Below are 17,805 nucleotides of genomic sequence, written 5' to 3' on the forward strand. Positions count from 1 at the left end.
ATGCAGCAGGAATTTGATATAGGAAAAGACAACAAAACGGATATGTTATATAAGGTATACCGCGCGGTGGGCGGCGCGGCGGACAGGCAGGTCGCCGAAATGCTTGACGATGGCTTGGCGGTGCGGCTGAGGCGGCGTGCGCTGGCGAAAAGGTCGGCGGCGGGGCTTGTCTGCACGGCGGCGGCTGCAGCGATCATAATTACGGCGGCGTATAAGCTGCCGCTCGGCTCGGATATAGAAAAGACCGATAAAAGCGTTTACAGCTCGCCGGCGGAGAATGTTAGCAGTGAAGAAGCCGCCGAGCAGGTGAAGTCTGCCGATGAAGCTGAGTTTGGCGATGAAGAAAGAGCCGAACAAAACGCGCAGGAGGACAGCGGAACTTACAGCGATGAGCAGGAGCAGACCGATCAGTCCGCTAAGCCCGAAACTAGTACAGAAACAGATACAAAGAAAGACACGGCAGCGGACGATGTTGATTTCGCAGATGAAAGCTCACGCACGAGCAGCGGCAGCGGAAAGCCCACGTCTTCAAAGGGCATCACCACGGCGGGCAGTGATCCGAATCAAGAATCGGGCGGCGGGCCTCCTTTAGGCTGGAACAATGACCTTTCGGGTCTGCCATACGGAATAATGAACCGCGACCAGTGGCATATGATAGTAGAAGGTTATTACACCGTTGAACTGAACGCCATTAAAGCCCTGCCGCCGGAAATGACCCACTAACGCAGATATTAAGACAACAAAAATACAAAAAGAACAAGAGAAAAGAAAGCGTTTGCCCCCGCTCGGGTGTTGTGTATCCCGACGGGGGCAAGCTGCGTTTATGCATATTTATTTGTCTGACTGTCAGTTTTTCTTGACTGCCTGTATGATAGCCTTTGCTATCTGCACCACGCACATCGAGCCGAAGCTGAGGGCGTAGATAATGCCTATCTGCGCGCCGTGAAGAGCGTCGGAAACGCTGAAAAGCTTGTGCAGAGAGGGTATCAGCAGCACGGCGTTTACCAGCAGCATTCCCGCCGCAAAAGCGCCTATGCCGAATTTGTTGTTGAACATACGCTTTGTGAAGATCACCGGCTCGTCAGCCTTTGCGCTGAAGCCGTGGAAAAGGCGGGACATACAGAGCGTTGCGAAAGCCATAGTCATGCCGAGGGGAGAGCCCGCGGTGCGGTAGCCTATGATGTACGCCGCTATGGTAGCCGCCGCGATTATCACGCCGCTGTAACATACGCCGAAAAGGAAAGGCTTTGTCATCAGCGATTCGTTGGCGGGGCGGGGCTTGCGCTTCATAACGCTGTCGGTATGCGGCTCTAAGCCCAGCGCGATGGCGGGCAGCGAGTCGGTAAGCAGGTTGATGAAAAGCAGGTGTATAGGCGCGAAAGGCGCGGGCAGACCTGCAATAGAGTTGAAGAGCACCGCGATTATTCCTGCGAGGTTGCCCGAAAGCAGGAAGAGTATAGATTTCTTGATGTTGTCGTAAATATTTCTGCCGTTTTTGACAGCCTTTACTATGGTGGCGAAGTTATCGTCCGCGAGAACCATAGCTGCCGCGTCTTTGGAAACTTCCGTGCCGGTGATGCCCATTGCCACGCCTACGTCAGCCTGCTTTAGCGCGGGTGCGTCGTTTACGCCGTCGCCCGTCATGGCTACAATATTGTTGCGCGCCTGCCAAGCTTTTACTATGCGTATTTTATGCTCGGGGGTAACGCGCGCGTATACTGATTTGTCCTTTACGAAATCTACCAGCTGTTCGTCGGTGTAGTCGTCGAGAGCCTTGCCCTCTACCGCTTCGTCGAAGCTTTCGAGTATGCCTATCTCTTTCGCGATGGCGGAGGCGGTAACGATGTGGTCGCCGGTTATCATTACGGGCTTGATCCCCGCGCTCTTACATTCGGCAACTGCCTGCGCCGACTCTTCGCGCGGCGGGTCCATCATGGCGATAAGCCCCATGTATTCCAGACCGTTCTCATCATCTACGGTAATTTCGTCGCCCTCAAATTCCTTGCAGGCGAAGCAGAGTATGCGCAGACCCTGTTTCGAGAGCTGCTCTACCTGCTCGCGTATCTGATTTTTCGCCGTTTCGGTGATGTTCATGCGCTCGGTAAGCACGTCCGCCGCGCCCTTTGTGTACATTACCTTGCTGCCGTTCACGATATTGAGGGTAGACATCAGCTTGCGGTCTGAGTCGAAAGGTATCTCGCTTATGCGCTTGTAATTCTCGCGGATCTCGGTATCGGAAAGCCCAGCCTTGTGCGCGAAGTGTATCAGCGCAGTTTCGGTCGGGTCGCCAATATCCACGCCGTCGCGGCAGCTGGAATCGTTGCAGAGCACCGAAGCTATAACGAGCTGCTTTTCGCCGACGTTTTCCATGTTGGCGTCGTCTGCGGTGATGATATGGCCGTCACAGACCACGCGGCGTACCGTCATTTTGTTTTGTGTGAGCGTGCCCGTTTTGTCAGAGCAGATGACGGATACCGAGCCTAAGCCCTCTACCGCCTGCAATTTGCGCATTATGGCGTTTTCGCGCGACATCTTCTGCGTGCCGAATGAGAGCACTATCGTAACTATCGAGCTGAGCGCTTCGGGGATAGCGGCTACGGCGAGCGCGATGGCGAACATCAGCGAATCCATTACCGAGTCGAAGTTGATAACGTCGGCGCGCCACATCGAAAGTCCGAATACCAATGCGCAGATTATCAGTATGCCTATGGAGAGCTTTTTGCCGAAGTTATCCAGCGTGATCTGCAGGGGAGTTTTGCGCTCGCCCGCGTTTTGTATCAGCGAAGCTATCTTGCCGACCTCGGTTTCCATGCCGACGGCGGTAACTATGAAAGAACCTCTGCCGTAGGTGACGAAGCTGCCCGAGTAGACCATGTTTTTGCGGTCGGCGAGCTGGAGGTCGTCTGTAAGGACATCGGCGGTCTTATCGACATTTAGCGATTCGCCCGTAAGCGCCGACTCGTTGGTCTGAACAGAAGCGCACTCGATAAGTCTGCCGTCTGCGGGAACGCAATCGCCCGCCTCGATAAGCACAATATCGCCGACGGCTACTTCCTCAGAGGGGACTATCATTTTCTCGCCGCCGCGCAGCACCTTAGCGCTGGGGGAGTTGAGCTTTTTGAGGTTATCGAGGCTCTTTTCAGCCTTTAGGGTCTGCACCGTGCCGAGGATAGCGTTCATGGTGATAACGGCGATGATAACGAAAAAGCTTTCCATATCGCCCGTTATCGCGGAGATGAGGGCGGCGATAATCAGAATGATAACGAGGAAATCGGCGAACTGCGAGAGGAATATCTGCACAGCCGATTTTTTCTTGCCCTGAGCTATCACGTTCCTGCCGTATTTTTCAATGTTTTCGTTCACCTGCGCGGAGGTGAGGCCCGTAGCCGAGGAGGAAAACTCGTAGTAAAGCTCCTCGGGGGATTGCTTGTAGCGGTCTGCCATTAAACATCTTTCCTTTCTAGATAAATCTGTTGCGGTGCGGGCAGGCAAACATCGCGGCATAAAAAAAGCGGGACGTTTACTAAAGCCATGACCGAATGGGCGCGCGACAAAAAGCGGGCATAGGGGAATATGCCGCCTGAAAAGCCGTGCCTACCGCACCATATGATAATAACTTTAGTAAAAGTCTCGCTGTTTATGTATGCAACGGAAGGAAGCCCGACCACAGCCGAAGCCCGCATCGTGTATTGACGACTGCATATACGGCTAAGCGCCGTCAGCTACTCTCTTTTACGATGATATAATTATAACTCAAACTAACATTTTTGTCAAGGGGGGAATGAAAGATTTTTTAAAAAAAGCAGAGCGCTTTTATTTGAAACGCTCTGCGTGATACTTACTGCTGTTTGAAGCTGGCGAATTGAGCCATCTGCGCCATTTGAGCAGCCTGCTCTTTCAGCTTTTCGCTTTCGTAGAGATCTATCTGCTCCATAACTGCATTTTTAAAGCTGTCGGCGTCTACTATATAATCATATACATAATTGCCCGAAGAGGTGGAAACTGTAAGCTTTGAGTAATTGAGAATATTGCCGAAAAATGATTTGTCTACCGAAACGTTGTTTATTTTGTTTAACGGCGAATCCATGGTTTTGATGCTGAATGTTCCCAATCTGCCGATGAGCTTTTTGCGCGAAAGCGCAAGCTCGGTGTTTTTGATCTTCAGCACAGCGCCTAGCAGTACAACTGCGGCTATCACAATAAAAGTTACGGTCAAAGAAACGCTTGCCTCAGCCATGCTCAGACCTATAATGCAAAGAATAATGCAGACGAGCAGTTTTGGGATAACTGCCAGCCAGCTTGTGTTTGCTTTGAGCAAGATCGAGTCGCCCTTTGATAGATTTTTTTCAGCGTAAGACATATAAATATACCTCCATACATATTTTTTAGTACTGAAAAGTACTAACATTTACATAATACCACGAAAAAGTGATAAAGTCAATAGTACCGAATAGTACTAAAACAAATTTGGCAGAATATACAAAAAGACATGGAGGTTATTATGTATTTTCAACGTTTAAGGGATCTGCGTGAGGACGCCGATATGAATCAGACAGAGGTGGCAAAACTCCTCTTCACAAGTCAGACGGTTTATTCGCGGTATGAGCGAGGAGTGCTCACTATACCCGTTGAGCACCTTATAATACTTGCGGATTATTACGGGGTGTCTACCGACTATATTTTGGGGCGTACTAATAATCGTTCTATGCTCTGATTGACAACCGCTCTGCATCGTGGTATAATAAAGTAGACTAAAAAGCTCTGTTTGAGGGCATGATAGAATAAGACTATTAAAAAGCCGCGAAAGCAACGCCTGGCGCGCGCCCTTGAACGAACAACCCCAAAGCCATCACCCAAAAAAGCAGTTTTTCCCCCACGCACAAAAATTCAGTAAATAAACAATAAACTATACTATTATAAAAGGAGTGCTTTTCATGACCGAAGAAAGAATACCTAAACGCGAAGAACTCGACCCGAAATATACTTGGGACCTTAGCGATATTTACCCAACCGATGAGGATTGGGAACGCGACTTCGCTAAATTTTCCAAACTGCCCGAGACCATCGCGGGCTATAAGGGCAGACTGGCTGAGTCCGCCGATACGCTGCTCGAATTTCTGCGGCTCTCGGACGAGATAGCCGTGCTCTGCGACTCGCTCGGCAATTACGCTCAGAGAAAAAGCGATGAAAATACCGCGAACGCTAAGTATCAGGCTATGGTCTCCCGCCTGATGAACGGATATGTAGCTATAAACTCCGCGGGCAGCTTTGAAACGCCCGAACTTATCGCTATCCCCGACGACCTGCTCGAAAACTTCTATAAGGATAAGCCCGAGCTTGAACTTTACCGACGCGCGCTCGATACCGTTCGCCGCCGCAAGGCTCATGTGCTCTCAGAAGCTGAGGAAAAACTGCTCGCCCTCGCGGGAGATATGGGTATGTCGCCCGAGAATATATTTTCCATGTTCTCTGACGCCGACCTTAAATTCCCCGACGCCGCCGATAAGGACGGCAACCCCCACCAGCTTACCCACGGCAGCTATATCCCCATGATGCAGAGTGCTGACCGTATCCTGCGCAAAAACGCTTTCGAGAACCTTTATCATACCTACGATGGCTTTAAAAATACTTGCGCGGCTACCCTCGCGGCTCAGGTAAAGACCCTCGCTTTTTACTCGCAGGCGAGAAAATACGGCTCGGCGCTGGAATCCGCACTCGACGGCAACGAGATACCTACCGATGTTTACACTAATCTGATAGCCGCCGTGCACGATAATATGCACTATATGTACGATTACGCCGCCCTGCGCAAAGAGCTTATGGGTCTTGACGAACTGCATATGTACGACCTCTACGCGCCCATAGTTTCCGACGTGGATATGAAGATAAGCTTTGAGGAAGCTAAAGATACCGTGTACAAAGCGCTATCCGTAATGGGCGATGAATACCTCGCGGTGCTCAAAAAAGGCTTCGACGAACGCTGGATAGACGTTTACGAAAACGAGGGCAAGACCAGCGGCGCATACTCCGCAGGCGCGCGCGTACACCCCTATGTGCTTCTCAATCATAAGGACACGCTGAACTGTATGTTCACCCTCGCGCATGAGATGGGCCACGCTATACATTCTTACTACTCGAACAGCACTCAGCCCATTGTTTACTCCGACTACAAGATATTTGTGGCGGAGGTAGCCTCTACCTGCAACGAAGCCCTGCTTATGCAGTACCTGCTGAAAAATACGCAGGATAAAAAACAGCGCGCTTACCTGATAAACTACTTCCTCGAACAGTTCCGCACAACGCTTTACCGCCAGACCATGTTCGCGGAATTCGAGCTGAAAATAAACGAGATGTACGCCCGCGGCGAAGCCCTCACGGCCGACGTTCTCAATTCCACCTACCGCGAGCTGAACAAGCTCTACTTCGGCGAGGGCGTTGTCATCGACAGCGAGATAGACCTTGAATGGGCGCGCATACCGCACTTCTATTACGAATTTTACGTTTACCAGTACGCTACCGGCTACTCGGCGGCGATAGCCCTCTCGCAGCGCATACTTACAGGCGGCGAGCAGGCAGTTAAGGACTACATCGGCTTCCTAAAGGGCGGCTGCTCGAAAGACCCCATCTCGCTGCTGAAAGGCGCGGGCGTGGATATGACCACCGCCGCCCCGATAAACGACGCGCTGAAACTCTTCGGCGAGCTTATCGGCGAAATGCGCGAGCTTACGAAGTAAAGCGGGTGGGATAAAATGCAGGACAGAATAATAGCCTTGACCTTCGACGACGGGCCGAATACCGTCACTACCCCGCGCGTGCTCGATGTGCTTCAAAAGTACGGCGCGGTGGGAACTTTCTTCCTCGTCGGCAGCAATATAAACGAACTCTCGGCGCAGGCGGTAAAGCGCGCCTGCTCGCTGGGCTGCGAGATAGAGAACCACTCGCTCACCCACTCAGACATGACGAAAATGACGGTGCAGGAGATAGCCGGCGAGATCGCCGAAACGAGCCGCCGCGTTGCCGAGATAACGGGCAGGCAGCCGCGGTTTTTCCGCCCGCCGTATATAGCGGTGAACCAAACTATGGTAGACACCGTGAAGCTGCCCTTTATAGCAGGCTTCGGCGCGGAGGATTGGCTTGACGAGGTAACGGCGCGGCAGCGCGCGGAAAAGGTGCTGGCGCAGGCGCGCGACGGCGCAGTGATACTGCTGCACGATATGGAGGGCAACGAGCAGACTGTGCAGGCGCTGGATATGATAATACCCGCGCTGAAAGAGCAGGGCTACCGCTTCGTTACCGTATCGCAGCTTTTTGAGCAGAGCGGCGTAACGCCCGACGCGGAAAGCTTTATAGTTTACAGCTATACTCAGCAGACCACGGCGTATGCGTAAATGTTCGATTGCGTAAACTTCACAAAAAGTTTTCGCAAAAGCGGCGGCGGGTTTGTCAGAAACGCCGAAAATGCCGAAATTGCAAAAAAAGCCTTGACAAAAACGCTTTGTTGCGCTATACTATGTATTGTAAACAGCAATGGCGCTGTGGACGATGAAAGATACGTCCGCAGTGCCTTTTTTTATTGCAAAAAATGTATGTGACAAAGTTTCACGCATCTATAATTTATAATAGGAGGAATTTCTTATGAACATCCCTGAGATCTTCGGAATCGACGTATTTGACGAAAACGTCATGCAGCAAAGACTGCCTAAGTCGGTCTACAAATCGCTGAAAAAGACCATTCAGTCGGGCGAGCCGCTCGATATTGACGTGGCGAACGTAGTAGCCGCGGCTATGAAAGACTGGGCGGTAGAAAAGGGCTGCACCCACTATACTCACTGGTTCCAGCCTATGACAGGCATCACCGCCGAAAAGCACGACAGCTTTATCTCGCCCATCGGCGACGGCAAGATCATCATGGAGTTTTCGGGCAAAGAGCTCGTAAAGGGCGAGCCTGACGCTTCCTCCTTCCCCTCGGGCGGTCTGCGCGCTACTTTTGAAGCAAGAGGCTACACCGCTTGGGACCCCACCTCTTACGCATTCATCAAGGGCAAGAGCCTTTGCATACCTACCGCTTTCTGCTCGTACACGGGCGAGGCTCTCGATAAAAAGACCCCGCTGCTGAGATCTATGGAAGCGCTCAATAAGTCGGCTGTAAGACTTCTGAAGCTCTTTGGCGCTGACAACGTTACAAGAGTTACCGCAAACGTTGGCCCTGAGCAGGAATACTTCCTTATCGACCGCGAGATGTACTCGAAGAGAAAAGACCTTATCCTTACAGGCAGAACGCTTTTCGGTGCACCCGCACCTAAGGGTCAGGAGCTTGAAGACCACTACTTCGGCACTATCAAGACCCGCGTAAACGCTTATATGGAAGATCTTGACGAGCAGCTCTGGAGACTCGGCATCTGCGCTAAGACCAAGCACAACGAAGTAGCGCCCGCCCAGCACGAGCTCGCGCCCATCTTCGGCACTACCAATATCGCTACCGACCACAACCAGCTCACTATGGAGATCATGAAGAGAACGGCGAGAAAGCACGGCTTTAAGTGCCTGCTTCATGAAAAGCCTTTCGCCGGCGTAAACGGCTCGGGCAAGCACAACAACTGGTCGGTATCTACCAATACAGGCGTAAACCTGCTCGACCCCGGCACTACTCCCGCTGAGAACGCGCAGTTCCTTACATTCCTCGTAGCAGTCATCAAGGCTGTAAATGATTATCAGGATCTGCTGAGGGCAAGCGTAGCTACCGCGGGCAACGACCACCGCCTTGGCGCTAACGAAGCACCTCCCGCCATCATCTCTATCTTCCTCGGCGACGAGCTTACCGAAATACTCGAAGCGCTGGCTGAGGGACACAAGTATGAGGGCAAGGCTAAGACGCAGATGGAGATCGGCGTAGACGTACTGCCTAAGTTCCCGAAGGATACTACCGATAGAAACAGAACTTCGCCTTTCGCATTCACCGGCAACAAGTTTGAGTTCAGAATGCCCGGCTCGAAGCTTTCCTGCGCAGGCCCGATGACCATTCTCAACACCATCGTTGCAGAAGTGCTCGACCAGTTCTACGATGAGCTTGAGAAGGCTGACGATTTCCAGGACGCTCTCGATTCGCTTATCAAGAGAACTATTTCCGAAAACAAGAACATCATCTTCAACGGCAACGGCTATTCTGCCGAGTGGCCCGCTGAGGCTGAGAAGAGAGGTCTTATGAACCTCAAGTCCACACCCGACGCAGTTCCCGTATACCTCGCTGACAAGAACGTAGAGGTGCTCTCTAAGCACGGCGTTTACAGCAAGGTAGAGCTGGAATCCCGCGTTGAGATCCTGCTGGACGAATATGTAAAGATAGTAAACATCGAAGCTCTTACCATGATCGACATGGCTAAGAAGGATATTCTCCCCGCAGCTATGAGCTACGTTAAGGATCTGGGCGAGACTGCCGCTACCGCTACCGCGCTCGGCGCTGACCTGACGGTAGAAAAAGAGCTGGTTACCAGACTTTCCTCGCTGGCGGCTTCCACCTACAAGGCTATGAACGAGCTGGAAGAAGCAGAGGTAAAGGCGGGCGATATTGTCGATACCGAAGAGCTGGCTAGATATTACCACGACGTTATCCTCACCAAGATGGGCGAGCTGAGAGCGCCTGCCGACCAGATGGAAGCTATCTGCGGCGAGAAGTACTGGCCGTATCCTACTTACGAACAGCTTCTCTTTTATGTAAAGTAATTTAAGCTTTAAACTAAATTAGGCACAATGTCGTGCGTTTATGTATCCGTAAGGGTGCATTGGCGCACGACTTTTTTATTTCAGTGAAAATTTTTTATGATTGGATATGATAATATGAATGATCTGCAAACTATCGTCGATCAGGTTTCTGAGCAGCTCGGCTCGGACGCATTCGGCATATGGTTCTTACTCGGAGCAGTGCTGGTATTCTTCATGCAGTGCGGTTTTGCGATGGTGGAAACGGGCTTTACCCGCGCCAAGAACGCAGGCAACATCATAATGAAGAATCTCATGGACTTCTGCATAGGCACGGCGGTATTCATGCCGCTCGGCTTCGGACTCATCTACGGCAAGGACATCGGCGGATTCATCGGTACGCCTACCTTTAAGATGTTTACCGACTGGAGCAATTTTGACTACTCGGCATTCTTCTTCAACCTCGTTTTCTGCGCCACCACCGCTACCATCGTTTCGGGCGCTATGGCTGAGAGAACGAAATTCATCTCTTACTGCGTATACTCGGGCGTTATCTCGCTCGTCATCTACCCCATCGAAGCTCACTGGGCATGGGGCGGCGGCTGGCTTACCGTAGAGCGCTTCGGCGGCGTGGTATTCCACGATTTCGCAGGTTCGGCGCTGATACACATGGTCGGCGGACTTTCGGCGCTCATCGGCGCAGCCATCCTCGGCCCGCGTCTTGGCAAGTACAAGCGCGATAAGGACGGCAAGGTAATTCAGGTAAACGCATTCCCCGGCCACTCGCTCACCCTCGGTGCGCTCGGTGTGTTCATTCTTTGGTTTGCTTGGTACGGATTCAACGGCGCTGCGGCTACTACCGTAAGCCAGCTCAGCTCTATCCTCGTTACTACGACCATCGCACCCGCCATCGCAACTCTCGTCTGCATGATCTTCACTTGGGTGAAGTACGGCAAGCCTGATGTTTCGATGTGTCTGAACGCTTCGCTGGCAGGTCTGGTAGCCATCACCGCTCCCTGCGACATAGTAGACGCGTTAGGCGCTACGATAATCGGCGCAGTAGCAGGCGTGCTTGTAGTATTCGGCGTATGGTTCGTTGATAACAAGCTTCACGTTGACGACCCCGTCGGCGCGGTAGCGGTACACGGCTGCAACGGTCTTTGGGGCGCTCTCGCCTGCGGACTTTTCGATACCGAGAACGGCGTGTTCTACGGCGGCGGCTTCGGTCAGCTCGCATATCAGGCGGTAGGCGTAGGCGCTATCCTCCTCTGGACAGGAGTTACCATCACGATAACCTTCTTCATCATAAAGGCGATATTTGGTCTGAGAGCAAGCAGAGAAGAGGAGATAAAGGGTCTGGATGTTTGCGAACACGGTCTGCCCTCTGCATACGCAGACTTCGTATTCGCACATGAAACTATCGAATATGACGAAGCCGAGATCGCGGGACTCGAAGACCTCGACACCGCAGTTCCCGTAAAGGACTTCGCAGTAGATAAGGAAAACAAGCTGACAAAGGTAGTTGCGGTATTTAAGGAAGAGCGTCTCGGCGACTTCATTGCCGCAATGGAAGGCATAAACGTTACGGGCGTAACCGTTACGAACGTTCAGGGCTGCGGTACGCAGAAGGGTCAGACGCACTATTACAGAGGTGCTAAGATAACCCCGAAGCTGCTTCCTAAGGTAAAGGCTGAGATAGTAGTCAGCAAGGTGCCTGTAAAGACGGTAGTAAACACCGCGAGAAAGGCTCTCTACACCGGCAGCATCGGCGATGGAAAGATATTCATTTACGATGTTGAGGACGTAATAAAAGTCCGCACGGGAGCTGTCGGCTACGACGCACTTCAGGACGAAGAGTAAAGACTTCTGCTAATTGAGATGAGGACACTTATCCTCTGTATTAACTTTGCCCCATCCCACTTATAAATTATAGCGCAAGACCCGCCCAGAGCCGAAAGGCCCGAAGCGGGTTTTGTGTCGTTATTTTGTCATTTGAATATCCAGTATATCAGCCCGTATACAACGCCTGCGGCAGTGCCGTAGAGGATAACGGGGCCGGCTATCGAGAATATCTTAGCCCCCACGCCGAGAACGTAGCCCTCGGTCTTGAATTCCACGGCGGGCGCGGCGACGGAATTTGCGAAGCCCGTGATCGGAACTAGCGTACCCGCGCCGGCGTGCTTAGCTATCTTTTCGTAAAGCCCGAGAGCCGTCAGCAGCACCGAAGCGGCGATGAGCGTGACCGAGCACCAAGCCGCCGCGTTTTTTTCGTCCGCGCCGAGGTAAGCGTAAAGCGAGGTAAGCGCCTGCCCGATAACGCATATCCCCCCGCCGATAACGAAAGCCTTGAGCAGGTTCACAGCCCAGCGGCTGTTTTTCGAGGCAGGCTTGACCATATCGCTGTAACGGTCTTTAGAAATATTCATGAGCACACTCCCTATCAATATTTGGTATGGGAATATTATGCGCATTTTGCGCCGCGATATTCGCCGCGCAAACGCTTGACAAACCGCGTTCGGCGTGGTATAATTAAGATAACAAGAGGCGTACTGCTGTAAGCGGTTCTCCTCCATGAACGATTTTGTTGTGATAACCGTCCTATGTGGTAGTCGGGCGGTTATCTTTTTTTATTGCAAATGTCGAGAACAAGTCTGACTATGTTAATGACTAAGTTGAGTATCGCTACTACTGTTGCCACGCTCATATTGCTCACCTCCATCTCTGGAGGAAGATTTGAACCGCCTACCGTTTTATGCAGTACGCCTTGATGTCTATTGCAACATATTTGTCGGGTTTTGTCAAATGCTTGTTTGGGCGTGCTATGACTACATAGCATTTTTATTAGATGAATTGACAAAAAGCTTCTGAGAGAGTATAATTATAGTAGTGGGTACGATACAAAAAGATTGACAAATCGGAATTTATAAAGGAGAATATTGATGAAACTATTTTTATGTTCGCATTTTTCAAGTGTAGGAAGTCTGATAAAGGAAGAAATTGAAAATAAGAAAGTCGCATTTATTCCAACAGCTTCGCTGCGTGAAGGCTACACCGGTTATGTCGGCTCGGCTCGAAAATTATTCAAAAAGTTGGGAGCAATCGTAACAGAAATTGATATTTCAACGGAGGCTTATTCAACGATACAGTCTGTTTTTGAAGATGCAGATGTGATATATTTTACCGGCGGAAATTCTTTTTTTCTTATGGACCGGCTCCGTAAAACGGGAACTGATGGGCTGCTGAAAAAGGAATTGGCAAATGGAAAATTGATGATCGGCGAGTCGGCAGGCGCAATTATATGCGCTCCAAGCATCCAATATATCCAGCAAATGGATGAAAAGCCGGAGGACTACTCACAAGAAGATGATGCAGGGCTTGATTTGATTGATTTCTATGTTCTTCCGCATTATCTTACAGCACCATTTAAGAAAGTTACCGAGAAAATAATGACTGAGTCTTCGGATTTGAATCTATGCCCAATTAACAACCGTCAGGGAATTGTAATTGACGGTGAAGGTTCAAAGGTTATTTGCAAAGACTAATTTGAAAATTCCAATTTGTATCGCTATTCTAACTCACCATTTTTCCTTTTCTGTTCAGGTTCATCACGCCCTTTGGCGAGTCGGGGTGGTTATTTCTTTTTATTATTGCAAATGTCAAATGTTTGTTTGACCGCTTGACAAACCGCGTTCGGCGTGGTATAATATAGATAACAAGAGGCGCACTGCTGTAAGCGGTTCTCCTCCAAAGTTTTAGCTTTTTATAAATAGCTGCTCAGGTAGAAGGGGGCGGCTATTTCTTTTTGTTGTTGCAAATGTCGAATACGAGTTCGACTATGTTAACGATCAACGTTAGTATTGCTACTACTGTTGCCACGCTCATATTGCTCACCTCCATCTCTGGAGGATAGAATTGAACCGCCTACCGTTTTATGCAGTACGCCTTGATACTATTATAGCATACTTGTAGAAATTTGTCGAACGCGCAAAAAGATGCGCTTTGCGAAAATTTTCGTTTCCTCTTGATTTTACGAAATGTTTGTGATATAATTAGTGTATTGATACAACTTAATTATTGGAAAGGAAAATGTTGCTATGACTAAAAAGATCTTAGCGGCTGTGCTTTCGCTCGCAGTTGCCGCTGCTTGCTTTACCGCTTGCGGCAGCGACGACAGCTCTTCCGAGAGCAAGGCTGACACTAATTCTTCGGCTGCGGAAACTGCTGATTCTGCCGCTGATGACGCTTCTGCTGCTGATACCGACTCCGCGGCAGAGCTGAAAGCGCCCGTGAACGACGGCGCTGTTGACGTTACCAAGGGGGCTACGGATAATATGCTGACCAGATCGGTGCTCAATGAGGGCGATACTTCTCGCCTTGCTTCCAAAATAAAGGAAGCTCTCGATATTGCTAACGACGATTCGCTCGAAGTTGCGCAGAAAACTGAAAAGGCTACAAAGGTGGCTTTCCTCGGCGACTCCATCACCGCAGGTTCTGCCGCTTCCTCCAGCCAGAACCAGTACACTAAGCAGTTCATCTCTTGGTGGGAGGAAAACATCAGCTACTTCGTAGTAGGCACTAACGCAGGTATCGGCGCTACCGACTCTTATCTCGCCGTACACCGCGTAGACAGCGAAGTTCTCGCCGACAACCCCGACATCATCTTCATCGAGTTCATCAATGACGTTGATAATGATTTCTATAAGACCACTATGGACAGCCTTATCAGAAAGTGCCTTGCGCAGCCTAACAACCCCGCAGTTATCCTCGTAGAGATGACTATGGAGGACGGCACCTGCCCGCAGAACGTACATTCTGAGATCGGCGAGTACTACAATGTTCCGATAATCTCTTATCACGATGCCGTACTGCCCGAGGTAGAGGCAGGCAACATCAAGTGGACTGATATTTCGCCTGATAATATCCACCCGAACGACGACGGCCACAAGATGCTCGCGCAGATGCTTGAAAATTTCGTAGGCGGCATCAAGGACAATATAGATTCTGTTGATACCGAGGCTAAGGCTTTCGATACCTCTATCGAGTCGCCCACCGGCGATAAGTACGCTGACGCTGCTCTTGAGGATAAGAATTCTAAGAAAGTCACTGTAAAGGATGCCGGCGCTTTCACCGAGCAGACTTCTCCTTGGAACTTCCAGGACGGCTGGGCTGCTTCAAACGGCGGTTCTGTAACCTTTGAGATGGAGTTCAAAAATCTCGGTATGCTGTACTACAAGACTGTAGACGGCAAAAGCGGCTCTGCTACCGTTACCATCGACGGCGTTGAGTGCGCTGAGATAAACGCTGACTTTACCGGCGGCTGGGGCGATTACGCCTGCAATAACGAAATAGTTTCGTTTGATGAAAAGGGCAAGCACGAAGTTACCGTTACCGTGCCCGAGGGCAAGAAATTTGAGATACTCCGCTGGATGATAAGCTGATAATGGCTAAACTCAAAACATAATTTACAGCTATATATAAAAGGCAATGCTTGCGCGAAATGTGCGAAAAGTATTGCCTTTCGCTGTATATGCGGGTGTGTAAGCTAATTGTATCAATTCACGAAAAATTAACAGAAAAGCATATGCTAACCCACTTGACAAACGTACACCAATATGGTATACTTTAATTACGGTAAACGAAACCGAAAACCGATAAAAAAACAACAGATAATAAAACTAAAAAAACAGGAGGAAATCATTATGGCAAAGTTTGTATGTTCCGTATGCGGTTATATCTATGAGGGCGAGGCTGCTCCCGCGGTCTGTCCCGTATGCAAAGCGCCCGCTTCTAAGTTCAACAAGATAGAGGAATCGGCAGAGCTGGTATGGGCTGACGACCACAAGGTAGGTTCGGCTCAGGGCCTTGACGCTGAAGTCATCGCTGGTTTGAAAGAGAATTTTGAGGGCGAGTGCAGCGAGGTAGGTATGTACCTTGCTATGGCGAGAGTTGCATTCAGAGAGGGCTACCCCGAAGTTGGTCTGTATTATGAAAAGGCTGCTCACGAAGAGGCTGAGCACGCGGCTAAGTTTGCAGAGCTGCTGGGCGAGGTAGTTACCGACTCTACCGCGAAGAACCTCGAGCTGAGATACATGGCTGAGAACGGCGCTTGCGAGGGCAAGCTCAAGCTGGCTAAGCGCGCTAAGGAGCTGGGTTACGACGCTATCCACGACACCGTACACGAGATGGCGAAGGACGAAGCCCGTCATGGCAGAGCATTCAAGGGTATGTACGACAGATACTTCAAGAAATAATTTGAAGGCTATATACTGAAATAAGCAAAGGGATACTGCGTTGGCGCGGTATCCCTTTTTGGTTGGGTATAAAAAAGACGCGGAAGCATTGCTGTTCCGCGCCCATAAAAATATTTACTGATTTCTAAGATCTACGATGCGCTTCGCCTTGCCCTGAAAACGCTCCAGAGTTTTGCAGCCTACTATCGTCAGCTTCGTCTGTATGCCGAGGACTATCTTCATCTCTTTCGTGATCTTCGCGTGAAGCTCGGAAAGGGCGGGGAAGTTGTCCAGCAGCGAGCTGTACTGCTCCAGCAGCTCTACTTTTATCTCGAGGTGGTCGGCGAAATTCTCGCGCGTCAGCACTAACTGATAGTGCGGCGCTATCTCCTTAAAGCTCATCAGCACCGTTTCTATCTGCGAGGGGAATACGTTTACGCCGCGTATTTTCAGCATATCGTCCGACCTGCCCTTCGGCTTGTCCATTCTCGCGAACGTTCTGCCGCAGGCGCACTTCTCGTAATTTATCTTCGTGATGTCCTTCGTGCGGTATCTCAGTACAGGCATACCCTCTTTGGTAAGGGTGGTCACTACCAGCTCGCCCTCGCTGCCGCGCGGCAAAACATCGCCCGTAGCGGGGTCGATTATCTCGGCGTAGTAGTGGTCTTCGTTGATGTGCATACCGCAGCGCTCGCGGCATTCGCCCGAAACGCCCGGGCCGTTCAGCTCGCTCATGCCGTAGTTGTCGGTGGCGAAGAGGTTCAGCGTTTTTTCTATGGCGCTGCGCATCTCAATGGTGCAGCCCTCAGAGCCGAACAGACCCAGCTTTAGCTGAAGCTTATCGAGCACGCCCTTTTCGCGAGCCAGCTCGCCGATATACTGCGCGTAAGAGGGGGTAGCTACCAGCGCATTCGTGCCGAAATCCTGCATCAGCATTATCTGCTTCTCGGTGTTTCCGCTCGAAGAGGGCACTACCGTAGCGCCTATCTTTTCCAGACCGTAGTGCAGACCCAGCGCGCCCGTGAAAAGTCCGTAGCCGAAGCATATCTGAACTATCGTATTCTCGTCAGCGCCCGCCGCCATCGCCAGTCGTGCAACGCAGTCGCTCCAGTGATCGAGGTCGTTCGCGGTATAGCCGACTACCGTAGGCTTGCCCGTAGTGCCCGATGAAGCGTGCATTCTAACTATCTTGCTCTGCGGCACGGCGAAAAGTCCGTAAGGGTAGTTGTCGCGCATATCCGCCTTGGTGGTGTAGGGTATGTACTGAATGTCTGAAAGAGTCTTTATCTTCTCAGGACATACGCCCGCCTCGCTCAGGCGCTTGTGGTAAAAAGGCACGTTGTCGTAGCAGTATTTTACCAAACGCTGCAGGCGCTCCAGCTGCATTTTTTCTATGTCGGCGCGCGGCATAGTTTCTATATCTTTCTGAAAATACATGGGAAAAACATCTCCAATTCAATAATAGTCACAAAAATTTTGCATATAAATGCATTATATCTATTATATCATATAAATCGGGCGATTGCAAGCCCTTTAAAGCTAAAAAGTACAAAAGCAGAAAAGAAATTTTCTCGGCGCATTTTTTTGACATATCCTCACGCGCATTTTACGCTATATATGGTGCGCGGGGGCGCTTTGCGGCACGAGATAAAAGGTTACAGATATTACAGATGTAAATTCTGGCAAAAAGTATGTGCAAAACCGCCAAAAACGCGCTTTTCGGACGAATTGGGAGTTTTTTTGGACGGATAATATTACAGCGCGGTTACAACGGTAACTTTTTGGGTACAACTGTCCATTAAACCACCCGCATAACATTACGACAGTGTTACAAAAAGAATAAAAAATGAAACCATTTTTGAAAAAAATAAAAATTCAC

Annotated in this window: 13 protein-coding genes; 9 read left to right on the forward strand and 4 right to left on the reverse strand. The window is 50.4% G+C overall.

From position 1 onward, the window contains the following. Complete coding sequence (locus tag LI114_RS01795; protein WP_227218866.1) at positions 1-723, forward strand: hypothetical protein; 723 nt, start codon at positions 1-3, stop codon at positions 721-723. A 123-nt stretch (positions 724-846) separates the two neighbouring features. On the opposite strand, the gene LI114_RS01800 is transcribed toward LI114_RS01795, so the two are convergent. Next, the gene (locus LI114_RS01800) at positions 847-3,444 is read right to left on the reverse strand and encodes a cation-translocating P-type ATPase (RefSeq protein WP_227218868.1); all 2,598 of its coding nucleotides are present in this window, start codon (positions 3,442-3,444) and stop codon (positions 847-849) included. Between the two features lie 394 nt (positions 3,445-3,838). Beyond that, positions 3,839-4,360, reverse strand: coding sequence for a PH domain-containing protein (locus LI114_RS01805; RefSeq protein WP_227218870.1), 522 nt, complete (start codon positions 4,358-4,360; stop codon positions 3,839-3,841). Positions 4,361-4,501: 141 nt separating this feature from the next. On the opposite strand from LI114_RS01805, the gene LI114_RS01810 reads away from it, so the two are divergent. The 5 genes from LI114_RS01810 to LI114_RS01830 all read left to right on the forward strand — a co-directional run bounded on the left by LI114_RS01810 (position 4,502) and on the right by LI114_RS01830 (position 11,556). Next, on the forward strand, positions 4,502-4,714 hold the full coding sequence (locus LI114_RS01810; RefSeq protein ID WP_227218872.1) for a helix-turn-helix domain-containing protein: 213 nt from the start codon (positions 4,502-4,504) through the stop codon (positions 4,712-4,714). 220 nt (positions 4,715-4,934) lie between these two features. After that, positions 4,935-6,734 carry an oligoendopeptidase F gene (pepF, locus tag LI114_RS01815; RefSeq protein WP_227218874.1) on the forward strand — a complete coding sequence of 600 codons (1,800 nt, stop codon included), beginning with the start codon at positions 4,935-4,937 and terminating at the stop codon, positions 6,732-6,734. Between the two features lie 15 nt (positions 6,735-6,749). Continuing rightward, entirely contained in the window at positions 6,750-7,388 is a 639-nt protein-coding gene (locus tag LI114_RS01820) for a polysaccharide deacetylase family protein (protein ID WP_227218875.1), read from the forward strand. A 247-nt stretch (positions 7,389-7,635) separates the two neighbouring features. Next, positions 7,636-9,720 (forward strand): glutamine synthetase III, encoded by a 2,085-nt coding sequence (locus LI114_RS01825; protein WP_227218877.1) that lies wholly within the window; start codon positions 7,636-7,638, stop codon positions 9,718-9,720. Between the two features lie 96 nt (positions 9,721-9,816). Next, a complete protein-coding gene (locus LI114_RS01830) occupies positions 9,817-11,556 on the forward strand; it encodes an ammonium transporter (protein WP_413770891.1) in 1,740 nt (579 codons plus the stop codon). 128 nt (positions 11,557-11,684) lie between these two features. Here LI114_RS01830 and LI114_RS01835 read toward each other — a convergent pair whose 3' ends face one another. Further along, a complete protein-coding gene (locus LI114_RS01835; protein ID WP_227218878.1) occupies positions 11,685-12,122 on the reverse strand; it encodes a SpoVA/SpoVAEb family sporulation membrane protein in 438 nt (145 codons plus the stop codon). A gap of 513 nt (positions 12,123-12,635) precedes the next feature. Between LI114_RS01835 and LI114_RS01840 the strand changes: the two genes are divergently transcribed. From LI114_RS01840 to LI114_RS01850, 3 genes are all read left to right on the forward strand, one after another. Continuing rightward, on the forward strand, positions 12,636-13,238 hold the full coding sequence (locus tag LI114_RS01840; RefSeq protein WP_227218880.1) for a Type 1 glutamine amidotransferase-like domain-containing protein: 603 nt from the start codon (positions 12,636-12,638) through the stop codon (positions 13,236-13,238). A gap of 552 nt (positions 13,239-13,790) precedes the next feature. After that, positions 13,791-15,134: an SGNH/GDSL hydrolase family protein gene (locus LI114_RS01845; RefSeq protein ID WP_227218882.1), complete on the forward strand. Its 1,344-nt coding sequence runs from the start codon at positions 13,791-13,793 to the stop codon at positions 15,132-15,134. 261 nt (positions 15,135-15,395) lie between these two features. Continuing rightward, positions 15,396-15,947 carry an NADH peroxidase gene (locus LI114_RS01850; protein ID WP_022127721.1) on the forward strand — a complete coding sequence of 184 codons (552 nt, stop codon included), beginning with the start codon at positions 15,396-15,398 and terminating at the stop codon, positions 15,945-15,947. A gap of 114 nt (positions 15,948-16,061) precedes the next feature. On the opposite strand, the gene LI114_RS01855 is transcribed toward LI114_RS01850, so the two are convergent. Further along, positions 16,062-17,363, reverse strand: a complete 1,302-nt coding sequence (locus tag LI114_RS01855) for a phenylacetate--CoA ligase family protein (RefSeq protein WP_227218884.1) — start codon at positions 17,361-17,363, stop codon at positions 16,062-16,064. Positions 17,364-17,805: the final 442 nt, after the last annotated feature.

This window comes from Ruminococcus sp. 210702-SL.1.03, from assembly GCF_020559915.1.
GTDB lineage: Bacteria > Bacillota > Clostridia > Oscillospirales > Ruminococcaceae > YE71.